Below are 18,021 nucleotides of genomic sequence, written 5' to 3'. Positions count from 1 at the left end.
GACGGGTACGAGCGCCCGCGCGCAAAGGCGACGGCGGGCGGCGCGTGGTGCGCACCGCCCGCCGTCGCCCTCGCGTCGGCCGTCGGGCCGGCTACCAGTCGCCGTCCTGGACCGGCTTGCCCGGCGCGTCACCGAGCGGCTTGACCTGGCCGGGGGCGGGTGCCTGCCACGGGTCGAGGTCGTCGCCGAGCCAGTCGCCGACGGGCTTCACCGTGCCGAGGGCGTCGGCCGCGTCGAGATCGTGCGCGTCCTCGTCGTAGTAGTCGAACCAGGGAAGCCCGGCCCGCGTGTACGCGGCCCGGTCCACGGGCGACGGCGGTGGGGCCTCCCCGGTGATCCGACGCCACTCGGGCGGCGTGACCAGATGGACGAAGACCCGCCCGGCCGCCGTCTCGGCCCAGCTGCCGCGCGGCCAGGTGTCCCGGTAGACCTCCTGGCGCATCGAGCCGCCGACACCGAGCCCCATCGCCGCCTGCGCCCGGGGCGCCGCGGCGGGCGCGCCGAGCATCGGCGCTGCGGCGGGAGCGGGGGCCCCGTAGGGCGCGGGGGGAGGCAGCGGCGCGCCACCCGGCGCGGGCGCCGTGAACCCGCTGGACTGGGGCGGCAGCGGAGGCGCACCCGGGGGCGGCATCGGGACCGGGCCCGTGCCGGCGAAGACGCCCCCGCCGCCGACCAGACCGATGGCCGTCTCGCGCTCGGCGCGCCGACGCTCCTCCTTCCGCCACAGGGCGAGCTGCTCGTCGTTCAGCGGGAACGACTGGAGCTGGACCCCGCCGAACACCTCCTCGCCGGTGACCTGGCCCTCGACCGTGGCCCCGAGCCCGAGCGGGACGGCCACGAACTGCCTGACCGTGCCCTTGCCGGAGTTGATGCCGTCGAGCCAGGGCTGCCGCGGCAGCACCACGTAGTTCTGCGGGTCGCGCGCGAGCGTGCCGCTCCAGGGCTTGCCCGACACCGCGCACACCTTGCCGACGCCGACCTGGAGCGCGGCCGGTTCCGTGGAACCGCCGAAGTGCATCCACATCGCCTCACGCAGATACACGGGAAGCATCACCCCGCCACGCGCCCGCATCTCCTGCGAGGCGGTGTGCGGATAGTCCTCGACCCGCCGGACCGGGAAGTCGCCCAGACCGGGCGGGAGCTGGTGCGTGCCCGTCTCCGGCAGCCGCAGGGTGCGCTGGAAGCGCACCCGCACACCCCCCGGCAGACACAGTGTGCTCCCGTCGATCCGTACGGTGCCTTCGGCCATTCCGTACGCTCCCCTCGATCTCGCCCGGTGCCTCGTCGCTCGGTACGACGTCACCCGGTACGTCCGGTAGTACGTCCGGCGAGGCCGGACCGGTTCCGCCGGAGGGGGCGCGGGATGCGCACGCGGTCGCGCAGGCGCGTGAGCCGGGGGGAGCGCTCGCGCTGTTCACGGGTGCACCGGTCGAGCTCCTCCAGGAGCCGCTTGGAGCGGTGCTCGGTGTCCAGCTCGTCCAGGATGCGGTTGACCTCCGTCAGCACGGCACCGTGCAGCTGCCACTGGGCGGCGTCCCGCTGGACCTCTTCGAGGAGGAGCTGGGCCAGCTTGTCGCGGGTCGCGGCGGCCGCCGACAACTCGGCGGTGAGCCGGTCCTCCGCGGACTCGGCGCTGCGGCTGACATCGGTCGTCACCAGCACCGCGAAGCTGACCACGGCGTCGCCGATCTCGGCCAGCAGCCGCTCGACGGCCGCCCCCACCTGCGGGACGAACAGCGGCTCGGGCTCCCGCTCCTTGGCGAGGTCGGTCAGGGTGCGGGCCAGCACCCGCAGGACCACCGTGCAGATCTCCAGCGTGTCCAGACCCGTGCGCAGCACGACCCGGTGCAGCAGGCCCTCCCGTACGCGCGGATTGAGCTTCAGGCTGTCCTCGGCCTGCTGGAGGGCCGCGTCGACCTCGACGATGTCGAAGTCGAGTTCCCGTGCCTCGTGGAGCCGGGCCGCCGCGGCCTCCGCCGGGGTGCGGCCCGCGGCCTCCTCGCCGACGCGGATCATCAGCTGCCGCATCCGCCGGGCCAGGTCCTCGATGGACTCTCCGGCCGCCTCCACCCACACCGGGGGAGCGAGCAGGAGGTTGAAGGCGAGTCCGACGACCGCGCCGATCAGCGTCTCCATGACCCGCGCCCACGCCGTGTCGCCGACCCTGGTCACCCCGAGCACCAGCATCGCGCTGATCGCCACCTCGGGGACGAACTCGCTGACCCGCACCAGATGCCCCACCGCGAGCGAGGCCAGGATGATCAGGGCCAGGCTCCACCAGGTGAGGCCCACCAGGATGCTGAAGCCGATGGCGATGACGACGCCGGCGACCACCGAGTTCACCCGCCGGATGCCCGTGGTGAGGGTGGAGTAGAGGGTCACCTGTACGACGAGGAGGGCGGTGAGCGGAGCCGTCAGGGGCGCCGGCTCCGAGGTGAGCTGCAAGGCCACCACATAGGCCACCGAGGCGGCCGCCGCCGACCGCACCGACTGCACGACCACCGGGTCCTGCCGCCATTTCGCGACCTTCGTGCCGATCAGGTCCCACACATCACGTACGTCTCGCATCCTTGCGCTGTTCCCGCTCCATCGCTCCACCGAACTCCTGACCGACGACAGTAGTCACCTGGGTGATCGGCGGAAGGACCGGGAGACGGAAGGACGGGGAGGCCGAAGGACCAGGAGGCCGAAGGGCGGAGGCGGACGGCCGGGAGACGGCGCCGGTGCGGGGCGGGCGTCTGCTGCGGCCTCAGTCGTACAGCTTGTCCAGGAACGCCGACAGATTGCCCACGGTCCGCGCGATCTGCTCCTCCGTGGTGAGGCTCTCCTCGAAGCGGCTCCCCGTGTCGAGCGCCTTCCTGCCCCGCACGTACAGCGAGCACGCCAGGTCGGCGCACATGTACAGCCCCACGGAGTTCCCCTCACGCCCGGCCGCGCCGGCCTTCCGCGCCGTCATCAGCGAGACCCCGCCGCCCCGGTGGGTCGTCAGACACAGCGAACACATGCTCCGATGCAGGAAGCCGCGCTGCGCCGCCGGGAAACGCAGTGTGACACCCGCCGGCCGCCCCGCCCGCTCGGTCACGAGATAGCTCCGATCCGGCGCGCCCGGGTCCCGCCAGCCGAGGAAGTCCAGATCGTCCCAGGGCCGCCGCTCCAGATCACGGGGCAGGGAGATCCGCTTCGCCTCGCCCTTGGAACAGTTCACGAACGAGCCGCGGATGTCCTGCTCGGTGAGGGGCTTCATGGGGTTTCCTCCAGGGGAGTGATCGCCGGTCCAACCTAGGGTCACTAGGTTTCCGCCTAAGCTACTCGGCTGATGGGCGGGAGGCCAACGGATTTCCGCGTACCCCCTCCCGCCGGAGGGCTCATCGTGGGCTTCAGTCGCGCGGACCCGCCTGACAGAGTGATCCCGTACGGCTGTGCGCGGACGCGACGAGGCGGACGGCCGACCGGAGACAGGGGGACCGGAATGGACGACGACGAGCGGGCGCGGCTCGTCCTGACGGCGGCGGGGCTGGCGCCCGGGGCTCTCGCCGAGCGGCTGCCGCTCGGCGGCGGCACGTACAACACGGTCGAGGAGCTGCGCCTCACCGACGGCACCCGGCTGATCCTCAAGATCCCCCCGCCGTCCACCACCCCCGGCCTGACCTACGAGAGCGAACTCCTCGGCGCCGAGGCCGAGTTCTGCCGGGCCGCCGAGACCGTCGGCGTCCCCGCCCCACGGGTGGTCGCGGCCGCCCTCGACGCGTCCGCCCCCACCGGCCGCCACCTCCTGCTCACCCACTGCACGGGTGGCGGCTGGGAGGACCTGGAGCCCACCGAAGAGGGGCCGGTGCGACGGGAGCTGGGCGGCCTGGTCGCCCGCCTCCACCGGGTGACCGGCCCCGGCTTCGGCTACCCGTCCGGCGCGTTCGGACCCCTCACCGCCGACTGGCGCACCGCCTTCGCGGCCCTCTACGACGGCATCCTCGCCGACGCCCGCCGCTACGGGGCCTGGCTGCCCCTCCCCGTGGACGAGGTGGCCCGCACGGCGCGGGCCGCCTACGACGCCCTCGACGACGTGACCGTGCCGCGACTGGTCCACTTCGACCTGTGGCCGGGCAACATCCTGGTCGAGCGCGGGGGAACGCCGCGCGTCGGCGGTCTGATCGACGGTGAGCGCATGTTCTGGGGCGACCCGGTCGCGGACTTCGTCTCGCTCGCGCTGCTCGGCGACATCCGCCAGGACTCCGACTTCCTGACGGGCTATCAGGAGGCGGGCGGCGAGATCGAGTTCACCCCGTCGGTCCGCCGCCGTTACGCCCTCTACCGCAGCTACCTCTACCTGATCATGCTGGCCGAGGCGGTGCCGCGCGCCCTGGACGACGGGCACCTCGCATGGCGACGGGAGGCGGTGGCGCCGCAGCTGACGGGGGCCCTGGAGGAGCTGCGCGCCCTTTCCTGACGGCACGGCCCTCGGAACTCCTGGTTTGTGCCGATCACATCGTGGTACCCGCGTCCGGCGCACCCCGGGGACCGGGAGGCGCGCCACTCGGACAGGAAGGAGCACGCCGTGACCGATCACCGGCTGGAGGGTCCCGGCGAGCACCCGGACCCCGTACCGAGGGACATGCCCGATCAGCAGGCGAGCGAGAGCGAGGACCCGTGGGAGGTGGCGCCGGCCCGCGCCACCGGCGACGCGCGGGACGAGGAGGCGTCGCAGGACGGCGCCGACGTGCCCGACACGGACGAGGCGGGTACCGGCCGCCAGGGCGCGGCCCGGTCGGACGCCGTCGACCCCGAGCAGCCCGTGCCCGACGAGCCGTCCGGCTGACCGGCCGACCGTCGTCGCAGGCGACCCGGCAGGACTCGGCGCCTCCCCGGTGGGACCCGGGGAGGCGCCGTCATGTGCGGGAGTCCGGGACGTGGCCGGCGTGCTCAGCCGACCTTCCGCCCCCGGAGCGGTTCGGTGTCCGCTCCGGCGCCCTGCCGCAGCCCCTCCAGGAACTCCTCCAGCACATCCACCGCCGTACGCTCCGGATGCCAGCGCAGCTCGTCGCGGGCCTTGGAGCAGTCCATCAGCGGCAGCCGCAGCACGGCGTCGAAGAGATGCGGTGAGGCGGGCAGCAGCCGCAGGTTCCACGCGGCCGCGACCGCCGAGCGGACCGCCGCCCGGGGCAGCTTCACCGGACGGGACCCCAGCACCTCGCTGAGCAGCTCGGCGTCCACGGGGGACTCCGCCGCGAGGTTGAAGGCACCGCGGGCGTCGCTGTGCAGCGCCAGCCGGTAGGCCCGGGCGGCGTCGTCGGTGTGCAGCGTCTGCACCTTCAGCCCGGGAATGTCGGGCAGGAACGGCAGCAGTTCCGGCCGGGCCAGCGACCCCGGCAGGAGACGCCCGCCGAAGATACGGCGCTGCTCGCTCGCCGACTCCCGCTTGAAGAGGAACGCGGGCCGCATCCGCACCACCCGGACCCCGGGATGCTCGTGCTCGAAGGAGTCCAGGGCGCGCTCCAGATATGCCTTCTCCCGGCAGTACGCCGCGTCCGGCCAGCCGTGCGTGGGCCACGACTCGTCGACCGCGCGGTCCTTCGGCCCCGGCGAGTAGGCGCCCACCGACGAGGCGTGCACCAGGGTGGGAACCTCCGCCGCCGCCACCGCCTCGAAGACCCGCATACCGCCCAGCACATTGGTCCGCCAGGTCGAGGCCGGGTCGTGGGTCGGCTGGAACGCCCAGGCGAGATGGACGACCGCGTCCGCCCCCTCGAACTCCTTGACCAGGTCGTCCTGCTCGGACCCCACGTCCACGGCCGACCAGTGCGTCTTCGCCGGTGTCCATGCGGGCACCCGGCGGGCCAGCCCCCGTACCTCGTCGACCCGCTCGTCCTCCGCGAGCAGACGCACCAGACTCGTCCCCACATTGCCGGTGGCGCCAGTGACCACGATCCTGCCGCCGGATTCTGCGTTCACCGCTGACTCCTCTCGCGCGCTTCGTCACTCCGAGCCGCCCACGAGTACCCGGGCCCCAGCCATGCACGCGGTCATAACCGGACACACCGCCCGCCGCGGGTCCGTCCGCGTTCCTGGCCGAATCCGGCGGCAGGCGCCCCGCCCCACGGGATGATCGGGTCCATGACCGAGATCATCCTGATGTCCGACCCGAGGGTGGCGGCCGTACCCGTCCATGACCGCGACGAGCCGCTCGTCGACGTGCGCGGGACCGGCACCCTGCTGGTCGACGAGCGCAAGGCCGACGCCACGGGCGCCTACGCCCTGCTGCGCGCGGGCGTGCTGGACCGGCTGGCCGAGGCACGGTCACTGCTGCCGGACGGGCTGCGCCTGCTGTTCGTCGAGGGATACCGGCCACCGGCCCTGCAGCGCAAGTACTACGAGGAGTACGAGGCCGAGCAGCGTGCCCTGCACCCCGACTGGCCCGCCGACCGCATCCGCACGGCGGCCAGCCGCTATGTCTCCCCGCCCGAGATCGCCCCGCACTCCGCGGGCGCGGCCGTGGACCTGACCCTCGCCGGCGCCGACGGCCGTGAACTCGACCTCGGCACACGGGTCAACGCGGGCCCCGAGGAGAGCGCCGGCGCCTGCTACACCGGGGCGGACGACATCTCCGCCGAGGCCCGCGCCCACCGGGAGACGCTCGGCGCCGCCCTCTGCGCGGCCGGCCTGGTCAACTACCCCACCGAGTGGTGGCACTGGTCGTACGGGGACCGTTACTGGGCCCTGATGACGGGCGCGCCCTCGGCGCTGTACGGGCCGACGGAACCCGGCGCCTGAACGGGCCGGACAAGAGGGAAGCCCCGACCGGGACGGGGGAATCACGGTCGGGGCGGTCTGTGTGTGGGTGCGGATGGCGGTCGCCTCTCGGCGAAAGGCTCCACAGGGCTTCAGCCGAACGATCGTCCCTGTGGGCAAAAGGTGAGGCCCGGGGACACTGTCCCATCCACACCCACGGTTGGTTCAACGGGAAAGTACCAGGGGGTGTTCCTTACGTATCCGGACATTGCCGGTGATCTGCGTCACGTCCCGCCCGGCCGCCCGCAGGGGCCGTCACCAGGTCATTCCTCCCACCCGAGCGGACTCTCCTCCAGCGCGGCCAGCAGATGGGCGGGATTGCGGAACACCGCCTCCGCGCCGGCCGCCTCCAGCTCGATCCTTGGGATGCCGCCGCTGAGCACCGCCACACAGCGCACTCCCGCCCGGGCGCCCGCCCGCATGTCCCAGACGGTGTCCCCGACGAACACCGACCGCTCGGCCTGCGCGCCCGCCATCTCCAGGGCCTGCTCGACCGGATCCGGCGCGGGCTTCCCCTGGGCCACGTCATCGGCGCTCGTGGTCGCCGTGATGGCATCGTCGGCCCCGATCGCCCGCCGCAGCGCCGCCAGCTCCGTCCCGCCCGCCGAGGTCGCCAGCACCACGCTCCAGCCCTGCCCGTCGAGCCGCCGCAGCAGCCGCCCCGCGTCCGGCAGCGCGGGCAGGCGCTCGAAGTACGTCCCGTACAACGCCTTGTGCGCCGCGCTCAGCGCGTCCTTCTCCTGCGGATCACGCTCCTCACCCAGCAGATGCGTGATCAGATCCCCGGACGGCAGCCCCACCGCCCGGTGTACGTCGTGCATGGACACCTGGTGCCCAGCCTGCCGAAACGCCTCCCACCAGGCGACGACATGCAGATGATTGGTGTCGACAAGAGTCCCGTCGACATCGAAAACAGCAGCCCTGCTCATCGGCTCACCTTCCTCGACAACTCCCGTGTCCGCGCCCGGACAGGCGCGGGAAACCGCGCGACCGGTCGTGAGGGACCCGTACCCGCCCGGCCGCCGGACCTCCGGTCCTCAGGCACCCACCACCCCCACCCGACCGGGAATCTCCCGGTCCCGGGCCCATCCCAGAACCTCCTCCACCCCCCAGGTGGTCACCACCCGCTCCGCGGGTACCCCGCACTCCTCCGCCCGAGCACATCCGTGCACCTGCCACGTCAACTGCCCCGGCGCGTGCGCGTCCGTGTCGATGGAGAACAGCGCCCCCGCCTCCACGGCGGTCCGCAGCAGGCGCCGGGGCGGATCCAGCCGTTCGGGCCGGGAGTTGATCTCCACCGCCGTCCCCGTCTCCGCGCACGCCGCGAACACCGCCTCCGCGTCGAACTCCGACTCGGGCCGCCCCCGCCCGGTGACCAGCCGCCCCGTGCAGTGCCCCAGCACGTCGGAGTGCGGGTCGCGGACGGCCGCGACCATCCGCCGGGTCATCGCGCGCGCGTCCATCCGCAGCTTGGAGTGCACGGACACCACCACCACGTCGAGCCGCTCCAACAGCTCGGGCTCCTGGTCCAGCGAGCCGTCGTCGAGGATGTCGCACTCGATACCGGTGAGCAGCCGGAACGGCGCCCAGGTCTCGTTCAGCGCGGCCACCACGTCGAGCTGCTCCCGCAGCCGCTCCGGGGGCAGGCCCCGGGCGACCGTCAGCCGGGGGGAGTGGTCCGTGAGCACCGTCCACTCGTGGCCGAGGCGCGCGGCGGTCCGGCCCATCTCCTCGATCGGGCTGCCGCCGTCGGACCAGTCCGAGTGCACATGACAGTCCCCCCGGATCAGCTCTCTCAGCTCCGCGCCCGCGCCCCCCTCCGTGAGCGGGGCCTCGGCCCCCTGTTCCAGTTTCCGCAGGTAGGCGGGCACCTCCCCGGCCAGCGCCTCGCGCGCCACCTGCGCGGTCCTGGGCCCGACCCCCTTCAGCGACTCCAGCGAGCCCGCCGCCGCCCGCTCGGCCAGCTCGTCGGCCGACAGCGCCCCGAGCACGGCCGAGGCCGTACGGAACGCGCGTACGCGATACGTGGGGGCCCGGTCCCGCTCCAGCAGGAAAGCGATCCGGTCCAGGGCCTCGACGGGATCCATGCCACCTCCAGCCTTCCGCTTCCAGCGTCACCCTGTCCGCGGGTACCCGCACGGCGGCCGACCCCGTCCCCGGGCACCCGCACGGCGGCCGGAACCGCTCTACGCTCTAGACATGACCGAAAGCGCGAGCCCCTACATTTCCCACCCCCGGGTCATGGTGCTCGGGGTACAGCCCGGTACACCGCCGTTCCGGATCGTGGAGATCGACGGCCAGGTGGTCGGCGAGGCGAAGACGTTGACGGACGTCCTCCAGGCCGCGGCGGCCTACGGGGTCGTCGTCCACGATCTCGACGACCCCGACCAGGTCCGCTGGGTCGGCGGCGACAAACTCACTTGGAGGCCGCGCTAGCGCTCCCGCGGCGGCGGCTCACCCGCAGGCGCTGTGCCCAGGCGCCGCCGCGCGGTGTCCTGCGTGCGGGTGCCTTGCGTGCGGGAGCCCTGCGCGGGGCCGGTGCGGTCTTCGGCTCGCGCGGGGCGCGGGCGTGCACGGCCCGGCCGAGCCGCCGGCCCAGCAGCAGATAGCCCAGCAGCGCACCCGCCGTGTTGAGGATGACGTCGTCGATGTCGAACGCGCGTCCGGTGACGAGCGCGCCCTGCACCAGCTCGACCAGCAGCATCACCACCGCCGTCAGCGCGGGCACGCGCAGCAGGCCGCGTGCCCCGGGCGCCAGCACCGGCAGCAGGAAGCCGAACGGCACACCCAGCAGGATGTTCCCGCCGACCTGCTTCAGCGCGTCGCGCGGGTCGGGGTGATGCCAGTAGAGCTGCAGCGAGCTGCCCGGAGTGAGGTTGCTGTGGGTGAGTGCCTCCGACGCCGGGGACGGCTGGAGGGTGAGCCCCGCCAGGACCGCGCCGAACGCCACCATGGCCAGGAAGGCCAGTGCCATCGCCAGCAGCCGCAGGGGCAGCGGGAGTGGGCGACGATCGTGCGCGGACGCCGGGGGGCGGCGGCCGGACGTCGTGGAACCGGAACGTGACGTGGTGCCGGCCATGCGACCCTCCCGATGTCAACTGCCCTCTGTCCCCAAGCTGTTACCCCTGAAGCTGCCCACGATTCCCACCCGGACGACCCGGGCGGGAAAGTCGTCCGCGGAACCTCGCAGGTTTCCCCTCGCCCGCCCAGGGCACTCCGGGACGGGAGTGACAGGGGCCCGCTCCCGTTCGAGGGGTGCTGGGGAGGCACCCGGGAGTGGGAGGGCGTGGGAGGGCGCGTTCGTGCGCGGGCGGCGATCCGGCCGGCGTACGGCGCGCCCTCCCCGAACCAGGGAAGGGCGCGGACCCGCGGCGGAAGACGTCAGGACCCGTAGGTCACCTTCACCTCCTTGAAGCCGAGGGACTTCAGGAGCCCTTCGAGCATGTCGGTGGTGTTGGCCTCGGCGCGGTCCGTGAGCTTGCTGTCCTTCGCGGCGTCGCCGATGTGCTTCACGGCCAGGCGCTGTACGGCCTGTTCGCCGTTGGGGTTGTCGGAGAAGATGTCGCCGAGCCGGTCGAGCAGCCCGCGCTGCTTGGAGACCGCGTAGGAGTGCTCGGTGTCGAGGGCGGGCTTGCCCAGTCGCGCGTGCGGGAGGTTGATGGTGGCCGACGTGCGGTCCTCGTCGACCTTCACGTCGTCGTCGTCGACCTTGCCGAGGTCGACGTAGGCGTCGACGGTGCCCGCGCCGACGTACAGCGTACGGGTGCCGCGGATCGCGTCCGGCAGGTACTTGGCGTCCTTCTCCAGGTCGACGACCACCTGGAAGTTGCCCGAGGCGGCGTCGTAACGGCTCATGTCCTGGATGGACTTCAGGAGCGTGGGCCCCGAGCGGTCGTGCTCCTCGGTGCCGAACACGTCCTTGAGCCCCCCGAAGACCAGCATCCGCAGCGCGACCAGCAGCACCACGATGAGGATGACCACGGCGATGAGCAGTTTGGCCCAGCCGGGCAGCCGTGTGCGCTTGATGGACGTCGTCATGTCGACGGTCCTCCTTCCTGCTTCAACGATTGCCCGCAAACACCCCGGGGGAACGCCGAGTCGGTGATTGTCCGCAATCGGCCGTAGAGCATGGGGTGGGTCGCGTCCGGGCGGCCGCGATCGATCGGCGTACGCGGGGCGGCCAGTAGCATGAGCCGCGCAACCCGTAATGATCATGTTCATGCGAGGAGCCGACCGTGCGTGACATCGCCGTCTTCACCGGCAGCGCCCACCCCGAGCTCGCGGACGAGGTGTGCGCGCACCTGGGGGTGCCGCTGAGCCCGTCCCGGGTGAGCCGTTTCGCCAACGACTGCCTGGAGGTGCAGCTCCAGGCCAACTGCCGGGAGAAGGACGTGTTCCTGGTGCAGCCGCTGGTCGCGCCCGTCCAGGAGCACCTGGTCGAGCTGCTGCTGATGTGCGACGCGGCGCGCGGTGCCTCGGCCGGACGGATCACCGTGGTCATGCCGCACTACTCGTACGCCCGCTCCGACAAGAAGGACGCGCCGCGGATCTCGCTCGGCGGCCGACTGGTGGCCGACCTGATGGTGTCGGCGGGCGCCGGGCGCGTCCTCGCCATGACCCTGCACTCGCCGCAGGTGCACGGCTTCTTCTCGGTGCCGGTCGACCATCTGCACGCGTTGCGCGAACTGGCGGCGCACTTCCGGCAGTACGACCTGTCGCGTACGACGGTCGTCTCGCCGGACCTGGGCAACGCCAAGGAGGCGGCGGCGTTCGCGCGGATGATCGGGGCGCAGGTCGCGGCGGGCGCCAAGCAGCGGTTCGCGGACGACCGGGTGAGCATCAACTCGGTGATCGGCGAGGTCGCCGGCCGGGATGTGATCGTTCTCGACGACGAGATCGCCAAGGGCAGTACGGTTCTCGAACTACTGGAGCGATTGCGGGAGTTGGGGCCGCGATCGATCCGGGTGGCGTGCACGCACGGGCTGTTCGCGGCGGGTGCCCTCAAGCGGCTGAGCGCGCAGCCCGACATCCTGGAGATCGTCTGCACCAACACCGTGCCCGTGCCGGTCGAGGAGCGTACCGAGAAGCTCAGGATCCTCTCCATCGCGCCGGCGCTCGCGGAGGCCGTGCGCCGCATCCACAACGGCGAGTCGGTCAGTGCGCTGTTCGACGCGCCGTCGAGGGAGTAGCGGCGGCAGTGGAGCGGGCGGGGGAGGGGGCTGGAGGGTGAGGGGGTCGGGGGAGGGGACGACGAGGGCTGGGCGGCAGGGTCATAACGTGCCGGTCGCGGCCTCGGACTGCTCCAGGGCCGCCTCCAGCGAGGGGGCGGGCGGCAGCAGCCGGGCCAGTCCGGTGACCTTGAGGACGCGCAGGGTGAGCGGGTGGGTGCAGACCAGCCGCAGTTCGCCGTCGCGGTCGAGCACCCGCTGCCGGGCCCGGTAGAGCAGCCGCAGACCCGAGCAGTCGAAGAACTCGACATGCCGCAGGTCGATCACGATCCGGGCGCCGGGGCCGCTCGTCACCGCGTCGAGGTGCGGGATGATCTCCACGGCCGCCGCGATGTCGATCTCGCCGTGGAGTTCGAGCACGGTACGGCCGCGGTCCGTGCGGACGCGCAGGTACCCGGTCGTGGGCGGTGTGGGGTCGCTCGACACGACGGCATCGCCTCCAACCGGACTGAGTGAGGACGGGGATGAGGGCAGGCAGGGGAGCAACACCCGTCCCTGCCCTGCAAGTTACCCCCGTCAGGGTGAATTTCAGCATGTTCGATTGACATATGTCTTTGATTTCTCCGGCAATCCGTCCGGAGTTTTGCGCGGAGCGCTCTACGACAGGGCGTGCCAGGCCCTGGACAGTGCCTGCCGGAACTGGTCCGTCTGGTGTGGGGTGAGGCCGCTGAGCATGCGTTCCTCCAGGTCGCGCATGGGTTCGGCGTAGCGCGCGAGCAGCTCGCGTCCCTCGTCGGTCAGCAGGATCAGCAGCTCGCGCCGGTTGCGCGGATTGCGCTCCCGGCGCACGAGTCCTCGGTTCTCCAGGCTGCGCACGAGGTCGGCGATGGACTGGGCCGTGACGAAGGAGTCGCGGGCGAGCTGAGCGGCCGAGAGCCCGTCGTGCCGCTCCAGCACGGTCAGGGACGTGTACTGCAGGGCCGTGATCCCGGCCGGCCTGACCAGCTCGTCCAGGTGCGAGCGGACAACCAGCTCGACTTGCTTGACCATGTAGAGGAGGGAGGGGGGTGCCTTGGTGCCGACCATGGGGTCAGCGTAGGGCATTGACAGGAAACCTGTGTGTAATGAGACTGCGAACCAACAGGATTCCTGTTGGTTGAAGATTTGGCGATCAATGCCGAAACAAGCTTGATCAAGGCTGAGGAGTGGGCAATGACGACCACCTTCGAGAGCGGGCCCGGGCGGCTGTTCATCGGTGGACAGTGGCTCGACGCGACCGACGGAGCACGTGCCGACGTGATCGACCCGTCCACGGGCCAGGTGGTCACGACGGTCGCGGAGGCGGGCGCCGCCGATGTGGACGCCGCCGTGCGTGCCGCGCGCGAGGCGTTCGACAGCGGTACGTGGTCCGGACTGAGCGGTCGTGAGCGCGGCCGGATCCTGCACCGCGTGGCCGAGTTGATCAGGGAGAACGCCGACGAGATCGCGGCCCTGGAGAGCCGGGACGTCGGCAAGCCCATCACCCTGGCCCACGCCGTCGACGTGACGAACGCGGCCAACGACTACGAGTACTACGCTGCCCTGGCCTGGTCCCTGGACGGCTCCGCCCGCGACGTCCCGAACAACCGCCTCGCGTACACCAGGCGCGGGCCGATCGGTGTGGTCGGCGCGATCACCCCGTTCAACTTCCCGCTGATCCTGGCCGGCAGCAAGATCGCCCCCGCCCTGGCGGCCGGCAACACGGTGGTGCACAAGCCCGCCGAGGAGACCCCGCTCAGCGCCCTCTACATGGCGGGCCTCCTGCAGAAGGCAGGCGTCCCGGACGGCGTCTACAACGTGGTCACCGGCACGGGCCCGGTCGCCGGCGAGGCGCTGCTGCGCAACCCCGGCGTCGACAAGATCGCCTTCACCGGCTCCACCGCGACCGGCCGGCACGCGGCGAGCGTCGCCGGGGAGGGCCTGAAGCAGGTCACCATGGAGCTGGGCGGCAACGCCGCACACCTCGTCTTCGAGGACGCCGACATCGAGAAGGCCATCGGCGCCATCATCAAGGGCTTCGTCTTCAACACCGGCCAGTTCTGCATGGGCGGCCCCCGCCTGCTGGTCGCCCGCTCGGTCCACGACACCGTTCTCGGCATCCTCGCCGAGGCCGTGCCCGGCGTACCGATCGGCGACCCCCGCCGGCCCGAGACGGTCATCGGCCCGATGGCGGGCGAGCGGCACCTGAAGAAGGTCGAGGAGTACGTCGAGCTGGCCCGCAAGGAGGGCGGCCGCATCGTCTGCGGCGGCGAGCGCCTCGACCTGGACGGCGGCTACTACTACAAGCCCACCGTCATCGCCGACCTCGCCAACGATTCCCGCGTCGTGCAGGAGGAGGTCTTCGGGCCGGTCCTCACCGTGCAGCCCTTCGACTCCGAGGACGAGGCCGTCGAGCTGGCCAACTCCACGCCCTACGGCCTCGCCTCCGGCATCCAGACCACGGACCTCACGCGTGCCCACCGCGTCGCCGACCGCCTCCAGGCCGGCATCGTCTGGGTCAACGACTGGCCGATGCTCGACCCCGCCGTGCCCTTCGGAGGCGTGAAGGCCTCCGGCTTCGGCCGCGAGTACGGTCCCGAGGCCCTGGAGTCCTACACCAAGGTCAAGTCCGTCGTCGTCTCGCTCGACTGAGCGCCTCCCCGGAATCCAAGGAGTTCATGAGCATGTCCACCACCACACGCGCCGCCGTGGTCGAGTCCGGGGGCGCCCCCTTCACCCTCTCCGAGGTCGTCCTCGACCAGCCGGCCCCGGGCGAGGTCCTGGTCCGCATGGTCGCCGCCGGGCTCTGCCACACCGACCTGGGGGTCGCGAGCGGCGGGCTGCCCTTCCCGCTGCCCGGCGTGCTGGGCCACGAGGGCGCCGGTGTCGTCGAGGCCGTCGGCCCGGGCGTCACCTCCGTCGTGCCCGGCGACCACGTCGTGCTGTCCTTCACCTCCTGCGGCACCTGCCCGAACTGCCGGGACGGGCACCCGGCGTACTGCGCCACCTGGCTGCCGCTGAACCTGCTCGGCGGACGCCGGGCCGACGGCACCAGCACCATCAGCCGCGACGGCCAGGACCTCGGCGGGCACTTCTTCGGCCAGTCCTCCTTCGCCGAGCGCGCCCTGGTCGACGAGCGCGGTCTCGTCAAGGTCGACCCGGACGTACCGCTGGAGTCCATCGCCCCGCTCGGCTGCGGCGTCCAGACCGGTGTCGGCGCCGTCTGGAACGTGCTGGAGCCCCGCGCGGGCAGCACCCTCGTCGTCCTCGGCGCCGGAGCCGTCGGTCTGTCCGCCGTGATGGCGGCGGCCCTCACCCCCGCGACGACGGTCATCGCCGTCGACAAGGTCGGTGAGCGGCTGGACCTGGCCAAGGAGCTGGGCGCCACCCACACGGTGAACGCCGGCGAGGCCGCCGACATCACCGAGGCGGTCATGGAGATCACCGGCGGCCGGGGCGCCGACGGCGTCGTGGAGACCACCGGCAGCGTCTTCGTGCTCCGCAAGGGCGTCGACGCCCTCGCCGCGCGCGGCACGCTCGTCATCGTGGGCGCCCCGCCGTTCGGCACCGAGGTCTCCCTCGACGTCAACGGCATGCTCGGCGGCAAGCGCGTCGTCGGCCTCACCCTCGGCGACAACGAGATCCAGACCGCCATCCCGGTCCTGGTCCAGCTGGTGAAGGAGGGCAAGCTCCCGCTCGACCGGCTGATCAGCCGCTACAGGTTCGAGGACATCGGCCAGGCGGTCGCCGACATGAGCGGCGGCAGGAGCATCAAGCCCGTGCTGACGTTCTGACGGGTTCCGACGTCCCGAGGAGCCATCTCCCGCCGGGGCACGTACTCCCCGCGTGACCCCGGCCCTGGGGGTGACCCGTACACCTGGTCATCCACAGGGCCGTCGCACGTCCTGACCCGGGTGGGAAGCGGCTCACCGGCTGCGGTGCAGGGCGACCAGCAGCTGCCACGCCTGGTCGGCGATCTCCTGCGGGGTGCCGTCGAGGAGGCCGTGCAGCCAGTCGGCGAGGACCCCGGCGAAGGTGGCGGCCACGGCGGAGGCCACCAGCGGGGCGTCCGCGGCCCCCGCCAGCTCGCGTTCCCGGAGGCTGTAGGCGCGCAGGTCGCGGTGCAGGACCAGGCCGAGCGGTCCGCCGCCGCCGGGTGCCAGCAGGGCGCGGTACAGGGCCGCGTGCGGGGCGAGACCGGCGAAGAACTCCGGCAGCGCCGCCGGGGCCCGCACCGGGTCGGGGCGGCCCCGCCAGGCGTGGAGTGCCTCCACGGCCTCGCGTACGACATCGGCGCAGGCGTCGACGGCCAGCGCCTCCAGGTCCGGGTAGTGCACGTAGAAGGTGGCCCGGCCCACCCCCGCCCGGCGGACCAGCGCGGCCACGCTGACCTCGTGCAGGGGCTGGGTGGCGCACTCGTCGAGGAGGGCCTGACGCAGCCTGGCCCGGGTGCGGGCGGCCCGGGGGTCCTCCGTGGTCCGGGGTTCCTCCGGGGTCATCCCGCGACGAGGACGGCGGCCAGGGCGAGCGCGCCGGGGAGCGCCTGGGCGACGAGGATGCGGCGGTTGGCGGTGGCGGCGCCGTACACACCGGCGACGATCACGCAGGCCAGGAAGAAGATCTGGACCCGGTATCCGGTCGGGTCACCGGCGATCAGGCCCCATACCAGACCGGCGGCGAGAAAGCCGTTGTAGAGCCCCTGGTTGGCGGCCATCGCCGCCGTCCGCTGCGCCATCTCCGCGTCCAGGCCGTGGAAGTTCATCCCCGGCTTCTTCTGCCACAAGAACATCTCCATCACCAGAATGTACGCGTGCAGCGCAGCCACCAGCGCGACCAGCACGTTCGCCAGGATCTCCATGGTCAACAGTCTCCGTCGTTCACTCGGGCTCACAAACTTCATGGACAGGTGTCCACTATAGCTGGACGACTGTCCATGAAGTCCAGCGGGAGCGGCTGTGACCACGGCCACGGCGTTGTCGGACCCTGCCGCTAGGTTCCCGTGCATGAATGATCAAGAGGTGCCAGAGGTGCCAGAGGTGCTCGTGCGACGCGCTCGCGCCGAGGACGTACCGGGGATCGTCGTCTCCAGCTCACGGCTGTTCGCCGAGGACGGCGGGGAGCGGGACCCCGGCCTGAACGTGGACTGGCCGCGCCTGTACGGCGCCGAAGCGTTCGAGGCCGCCCTCCAGAACCCCGAGCGGCTGCTGCTGGCCGCACTGTGCGACGACGAGGTGGTGGGTCATCTCTCGGGCTCGTTGTCGGGCCCCTCCGCCATGCGGCCCGTCACCTCGGCCACCCTCATGGCGCTCCACGTCCGGCCCGAGCACCGGCGTGGACGGGTCGGGGCGCGGATGGTCGGTGACTTTCTCGCATGGGCGCGGGAGCGGGGCGCCGCGTACGTGGAGGTGACCGCCTCGGCGGGGAACGTGGACGGGATCCGGTTCTACGAGCGGGAGTTGTTCCGGTCCCAGGCGCTCACGTTGCGGCTGAATCTGTAGCCGGCGGGTACCCGGGGAGCGTATGGGCGGCGGCGGACCGTCCCCCGCGCCCGGGATCCCGTACGGAGGAGACATGGCACTGGTACAGGCGGGCCTCGTGGTGCTGGACTGCGCCGAGCCGGAGAAGCTCGCGGTGTTCTACAAGGAGCTGCTGGACGGGGAGGAGACCGACGCGACGGCCAACCGTGTCGAGATCAAGGGCGCCTGCGGCGCCCGGCTGGCCTTCCGCCGGGACGTCAACGCCACGCCGCCGAGCTGGCCCCGCCCCGAGAACTCCCTCCAGGCCCATCTGGACTTCTACGTCGACGACCTGGACGAGGCGGAGCGGCGCATCGTCTCGCTCGGCGGCCGCCCGGTGGACACCAAGGACGCGGCCGGGCCGTTCGAGGAGCGCGGCTACTCGGATCCGGCCGGTCACTCCTTCACCCTGCGCCGCGAAACGTCCACGGCCCCGAAACAGGGCTGACGCCGACAGGGCCGACGCCGACAGGGCCGACGCCGACCGCACCGACGCGTCCGGGGCCGGTCCGGTGACCCGCGCCGCGGGTCACCGG

At 72.3% G+C, this 18,021-nt stretch carries 21 protein-coding genes; 9 read left to right on the top strand and 12 right to left on the bottom strand.

What is annotated here, in order from left to right:
- Positions 1 to 91: 91 nt before the first annotated feature.
- The 3 genes from ACWCRJ_RS36795 to ACWCRJ_RS36785 form a co-directional block, all read right to left on the bottom strand.
- Positions 92 to 1,249 carry a hypothetical protein gene (locus ACWCRJ_RS36795; RefSeq protein WP_450943362.1) on the bottom strand — a complete coding sequence of 386 codons (1,158 nt, stop codon included), beginning with the start codon at positions 1,247 to 1,249 and terminating at the stop codon, positions 92 to 94.
- A gap of 50 nt (positions 1,250 to 1,299) precedes the next feature.
- Positions 1,300 to 2,568, bottom strand: a complete 1,269-nt coding sequence (locus tag ACWCRJ_RS36790) for an FUSC family protein (RefSeq protein WP_450943361.1) — start codon at positions 2,566 to 2,568, stop codon at positions 1,300 to 1,302.
- A 181-nt stretch (positions 2,569 to 2,749) separates the two neighbouring features.
- Positions 2,750 to 3,244, bottom strand: coding sequence for an FBP domain-containing protein (locus ACWCRJ_RS36785; protein ID WP_450943360.1), 495 nt, complete (start codon positions 3,242 to 3,244; stop codon positions 2,750 to 2,752).
- Between the two features lie 225 nt (positions 3,245 to 3,469).
- Here ACWCRJ_RS36785 and ACWCRJ_RS36780 point away from each other — a divergent pair, with 225 nt between their 5' ends.
- Positions 3,470 to 4,444: a phosphotransferase family protein gene (locus ACWCRJ_RS36780; RefSeq protein ID WP_450943359.1), complete on the top strand. Its 975-nt coding sequence runs from the start codon at positions 3,470 to 3,472 to the stop codon at positions 4,442 to 4,444.
- Between the two features lie 108 nt (positions 4,445 to 4,552).
- On the top strand, positions 4,553 to 4,813 hold the full coding sequence (locus ACWCRJ_RS36775) for a hypothetical protein (RefSeq protein WP_450943358.1): 261 nt from the start codon (positions 4,553 to 4,555) through the stop codon (positions 4,811 to 4,813).
- Between the two features lie 104 nt (positions 4,814 to 4,917).
- On the opposite strand, the gene ACWCRJ_RS36770 is transcribed toward ACWCRJ_RS36775, so the two are convergent.
- Positions 4,918 to 5,946, bottom strand: coding sequence for an SDR family oxidoreductase (locus tag ACWCRJ_RS36770; protein ID WP_450943357.1), 1,029 nt, complete (start codon positions 5,944 to 5,946; stop codon positions 4,918 to 4,920).
- Positions 5,947 to 6,108: 162 nt separating this feature from the next.
- Here ACWCRJ_RS36770 and ACWCRJ_RS36765 point away from each other — a divergent pair, with 162 nt between their 5' ends.
- Positions 6,109 to 6,765, top strand: a complete 657-nt coding sequence (locus tag ACWCRJ_RS36765; RefSeq protein ID WP_450943356.1) for a M15 family metallopeptidase — start codon at positions 6,109 to 6,111, stop codon at positions 6,763 to 6,765.
- Between the two features lie 281 nt (positions 6,766 to 7,046).
- On the opposite strand, the gene ACWCRJ_RS36760 is transcribed toward ACWCRJ_RS36765, so the two are convergent.
- Both ACWCRJ_RS36760 and ACWCRJ_RS36755 read right to left on the bottom strand, forming a co-directional pair.
- Complete coding sequence (locus ACWCRJ_RS36760) at positions 7,047 to 7,712, bottom strand: HAD family hydrolase (RefSeq protein ID WP_450943355.1); 666 nt, start codon at positions 7,710 to 7,712, stop codon at positions 7,047 to 7,049.
- Positions 7,713 to 7,820: 108 nt separating this feature from the next.
- On the bottom strand, positions 7,821 to 8,870 hold the full coding sequence (locus tag ACWCRJ_RS36755) for a PHP domain-containing protein (protein WP_450943354.1): 1,050 nt from the start codon (positions 8,868 to 8,870) through the stop codon (positions 7,821 to 7,823).
- 112 nt (positions 8,871 to 8,982) lie between these two features.
- On the opposite strand from ACWCRJ_RS36755, the gene ACWCRJ_RS36750 reads away from it, so the two are divergent.
- Positions 8,983 to 9,219 carry a hypothetical protein gene (locus ACWCRJ_RS36750; RefSeq protein ID WP_383882317.1) on the top strand — a complete coding sequence of 79 codons (237 nt, stop codon included), beginning with the start codon at positions 8,983 to 8,985 and terminating at the stop codon, positions 9,217 to 9,219.
- Here ACWCRJ_RS36750 and ACWCRJ_RS36745 read toward each other — a convergent pair.
- Positions 9,200 to 9,862 (bottom strand): VanZ family protein, encoded by a 663-nt coding sequence (locus tag ACWCRJ_RS36745; RefSeq protein WP_450943353.1) that lies wholly within the window; start codon positions 9,860 to 9,862, stop codon positions 9,200 to 9,202. The two genes, ACWCRJ_RS36750 and ACWCRJ_RS36745, sit on opposite strands and share 20 nt — an antisense overlap.
- Before the next feature lie 302 nt (positions 9,863 to 10,164).
- On the bottom strand, positions 10,165 to 10,821 hold the full coding sequence (locus tag ACWCRJ_RS36740) for a DUF4230 domain-containing protein (protein ID WP_450943352.1): 657 nt from the start codon (positions 10,819 to 10,821) through the stop codon (positions 10,165 to 10,167).
- A 197-nt stretch (positions 10,822 to 11,018) separates the two neighbouring features.
- Between ACWCRJ_RS36740 and ACWCRJ_RS36735 the strand changes: the two genes are divergently transcribed.
- Positions 11,019 to 11,972 carry a ribose-phosphate diphosphokinase gene (locus ACWCRJ_RS36735; protein ID WP_046915232.1) on the top strand — a complete coding sequence of 318 codons (954 nt, stop codon included), beginning with the start codon at positions 11,019 to 11,021 and terminating at the stop codon, positions 11,970 to 11,972.
- A gap of 81 nt (positions 11,973 to 12,053) precedes the next feature.
- On the opposite strand, the gene ACWCRJ_RS36730 is transcribed toward ACWCRJ_RS36735, so the two are convergent.
- Together ACWCRJ_RS36730 and ACWCRJ_RS36725 are read right to left on the bottom strand one after the other, a co-directional pair.
- Positions 12,054 to 12,437 carry an anti-sigma factor antagonist gene (locus ACWCRJ_RS36730; RefSeq protein WP_046917679.1) on the bottom strand — a complete coding sequence of 128 codons (384 nt, stop codon included), beginning with the start codon at positions 12,435 to 12,437 and terminating at the stop codon, positions 12,054 to 12,056.
- Positions 12,438 to 12,608: 171 nt separating this feature from the next.
- Positions 12,609 to 13,037, bottom strand: coding sequence for a MarR family winged helix-turn-helix transcriptional regulator (locus ACWCRJ_RS36725; RefSeq protein WP_450943351.1), 429 nt, complete (start codon positions 13,035 to 13,037; stop codon positions 12,609 to 12,611).
- Between the two features lie 126 nt (positions 13,038 to 13,163).
- Here ACWCRJ_RS36725 and ACWCRJ_RS36720 point away from each other — a divergent pair, with 126 nt between their 5' ends.
- Positions 13,164 to 14,621 (top strand): aldehyde dehydrogenase family protein, encoded by a 1,458-nt coding sequence (locus tag ACWCRJ_RS36720; RefSeq protein WP_450943350.1) that lies wholly within the window; start codon positions 13,164 to 13,166, stop codon positions 14,619 to 14,621.
- Positions 14,622 to 14,653: 32 nt separating this feature from the next.
- Positions 14,654 to 15,763, top strand: a complete 1,110-nt coding sequence (locus ACWCRJ_RS36715; RefSeq protein WP_450943349.1) for an NAD(P)-dependent alcohol dehydrogenase — start codon at positions 14,654 to 14,656, stop codon at positions 15,761 to 15,763.
- Between the two features lie 132 nt (positions 15,764 to 15,895).
- On the opposite strand, the gene ACWCRJ_RS36710 is transcribed toward ACWCRJ_RS36715, so the two are convergent.
- Both ACWCRJ_RS36710 and ACWCRJ_RS36705 read right to left on the bottom strand, forming a co-directional pair.
- Complete coding sequence (locus tag ACWCRJ_RS36710) at positions 15,896 to 16,468, bottom strand: TetR/AcrR family transcriptional regulator (RefSeq protein WP_450943348.1); 573 nt, start codon at positions 16,466 to 16,468, stop codon at positions 15,896 to 15,898.
- Positions 16,465 to 16,827, bottom strand: a complete 363-nt coding sequence (locus ACWCRJ_RS36705) for a DUF1304 domain-containing protein (protein ID WP_450943347.1) — start codon at positions 16,825 to 16,827, stop codon at positions 16,465 to 16,467. Before ACWCRJ_RS36705 ends, ACWCRJ_RS36710 begins: the two co-directional genes overlap by 4 nt.
- 160 nt (positions 16,828 to 16,987) lie before the next feature.
- Here ACWCRJ_RS36705 and ACWCRJ_RS36700 point away from each other — a divergent pair, with 160 nt between their 5' ends.
- A complete protein-coding gene (locus ACWCRJ_RS36700; protein WP_450943346.1) occupies positions 16,988 to 17,467 on the top strand; it encodes an N-acetyltransferase family protein in 480 nt (159 codons plus the stop codon).
- 73 nt (positions 17,468 to 17,540) lie between these two features.
- The gene (locus tag ACWCRJ_RS36695) at positions 17,541 to 17,933 is read left to right on the top strand and encodes a VOC family protein (protein ID WP_450943345.1); all 393 of its coding nucleotides are present in this window, start codon (positions 17,541 to 17,543) and stop codon (positions 17,931 to 17,933) included.
- Positions 17,934 to 18,021: the final 88 nt, after the last annotated feature.

The organism is Streptomyces sp. NPDC002324, assembly GCF_053593335.1.
The sequence above is the reverse complement of the archived record's forward strand: the minus strand, read 5'-3'. Positions and strand labels throughout refer to the sequence as shown.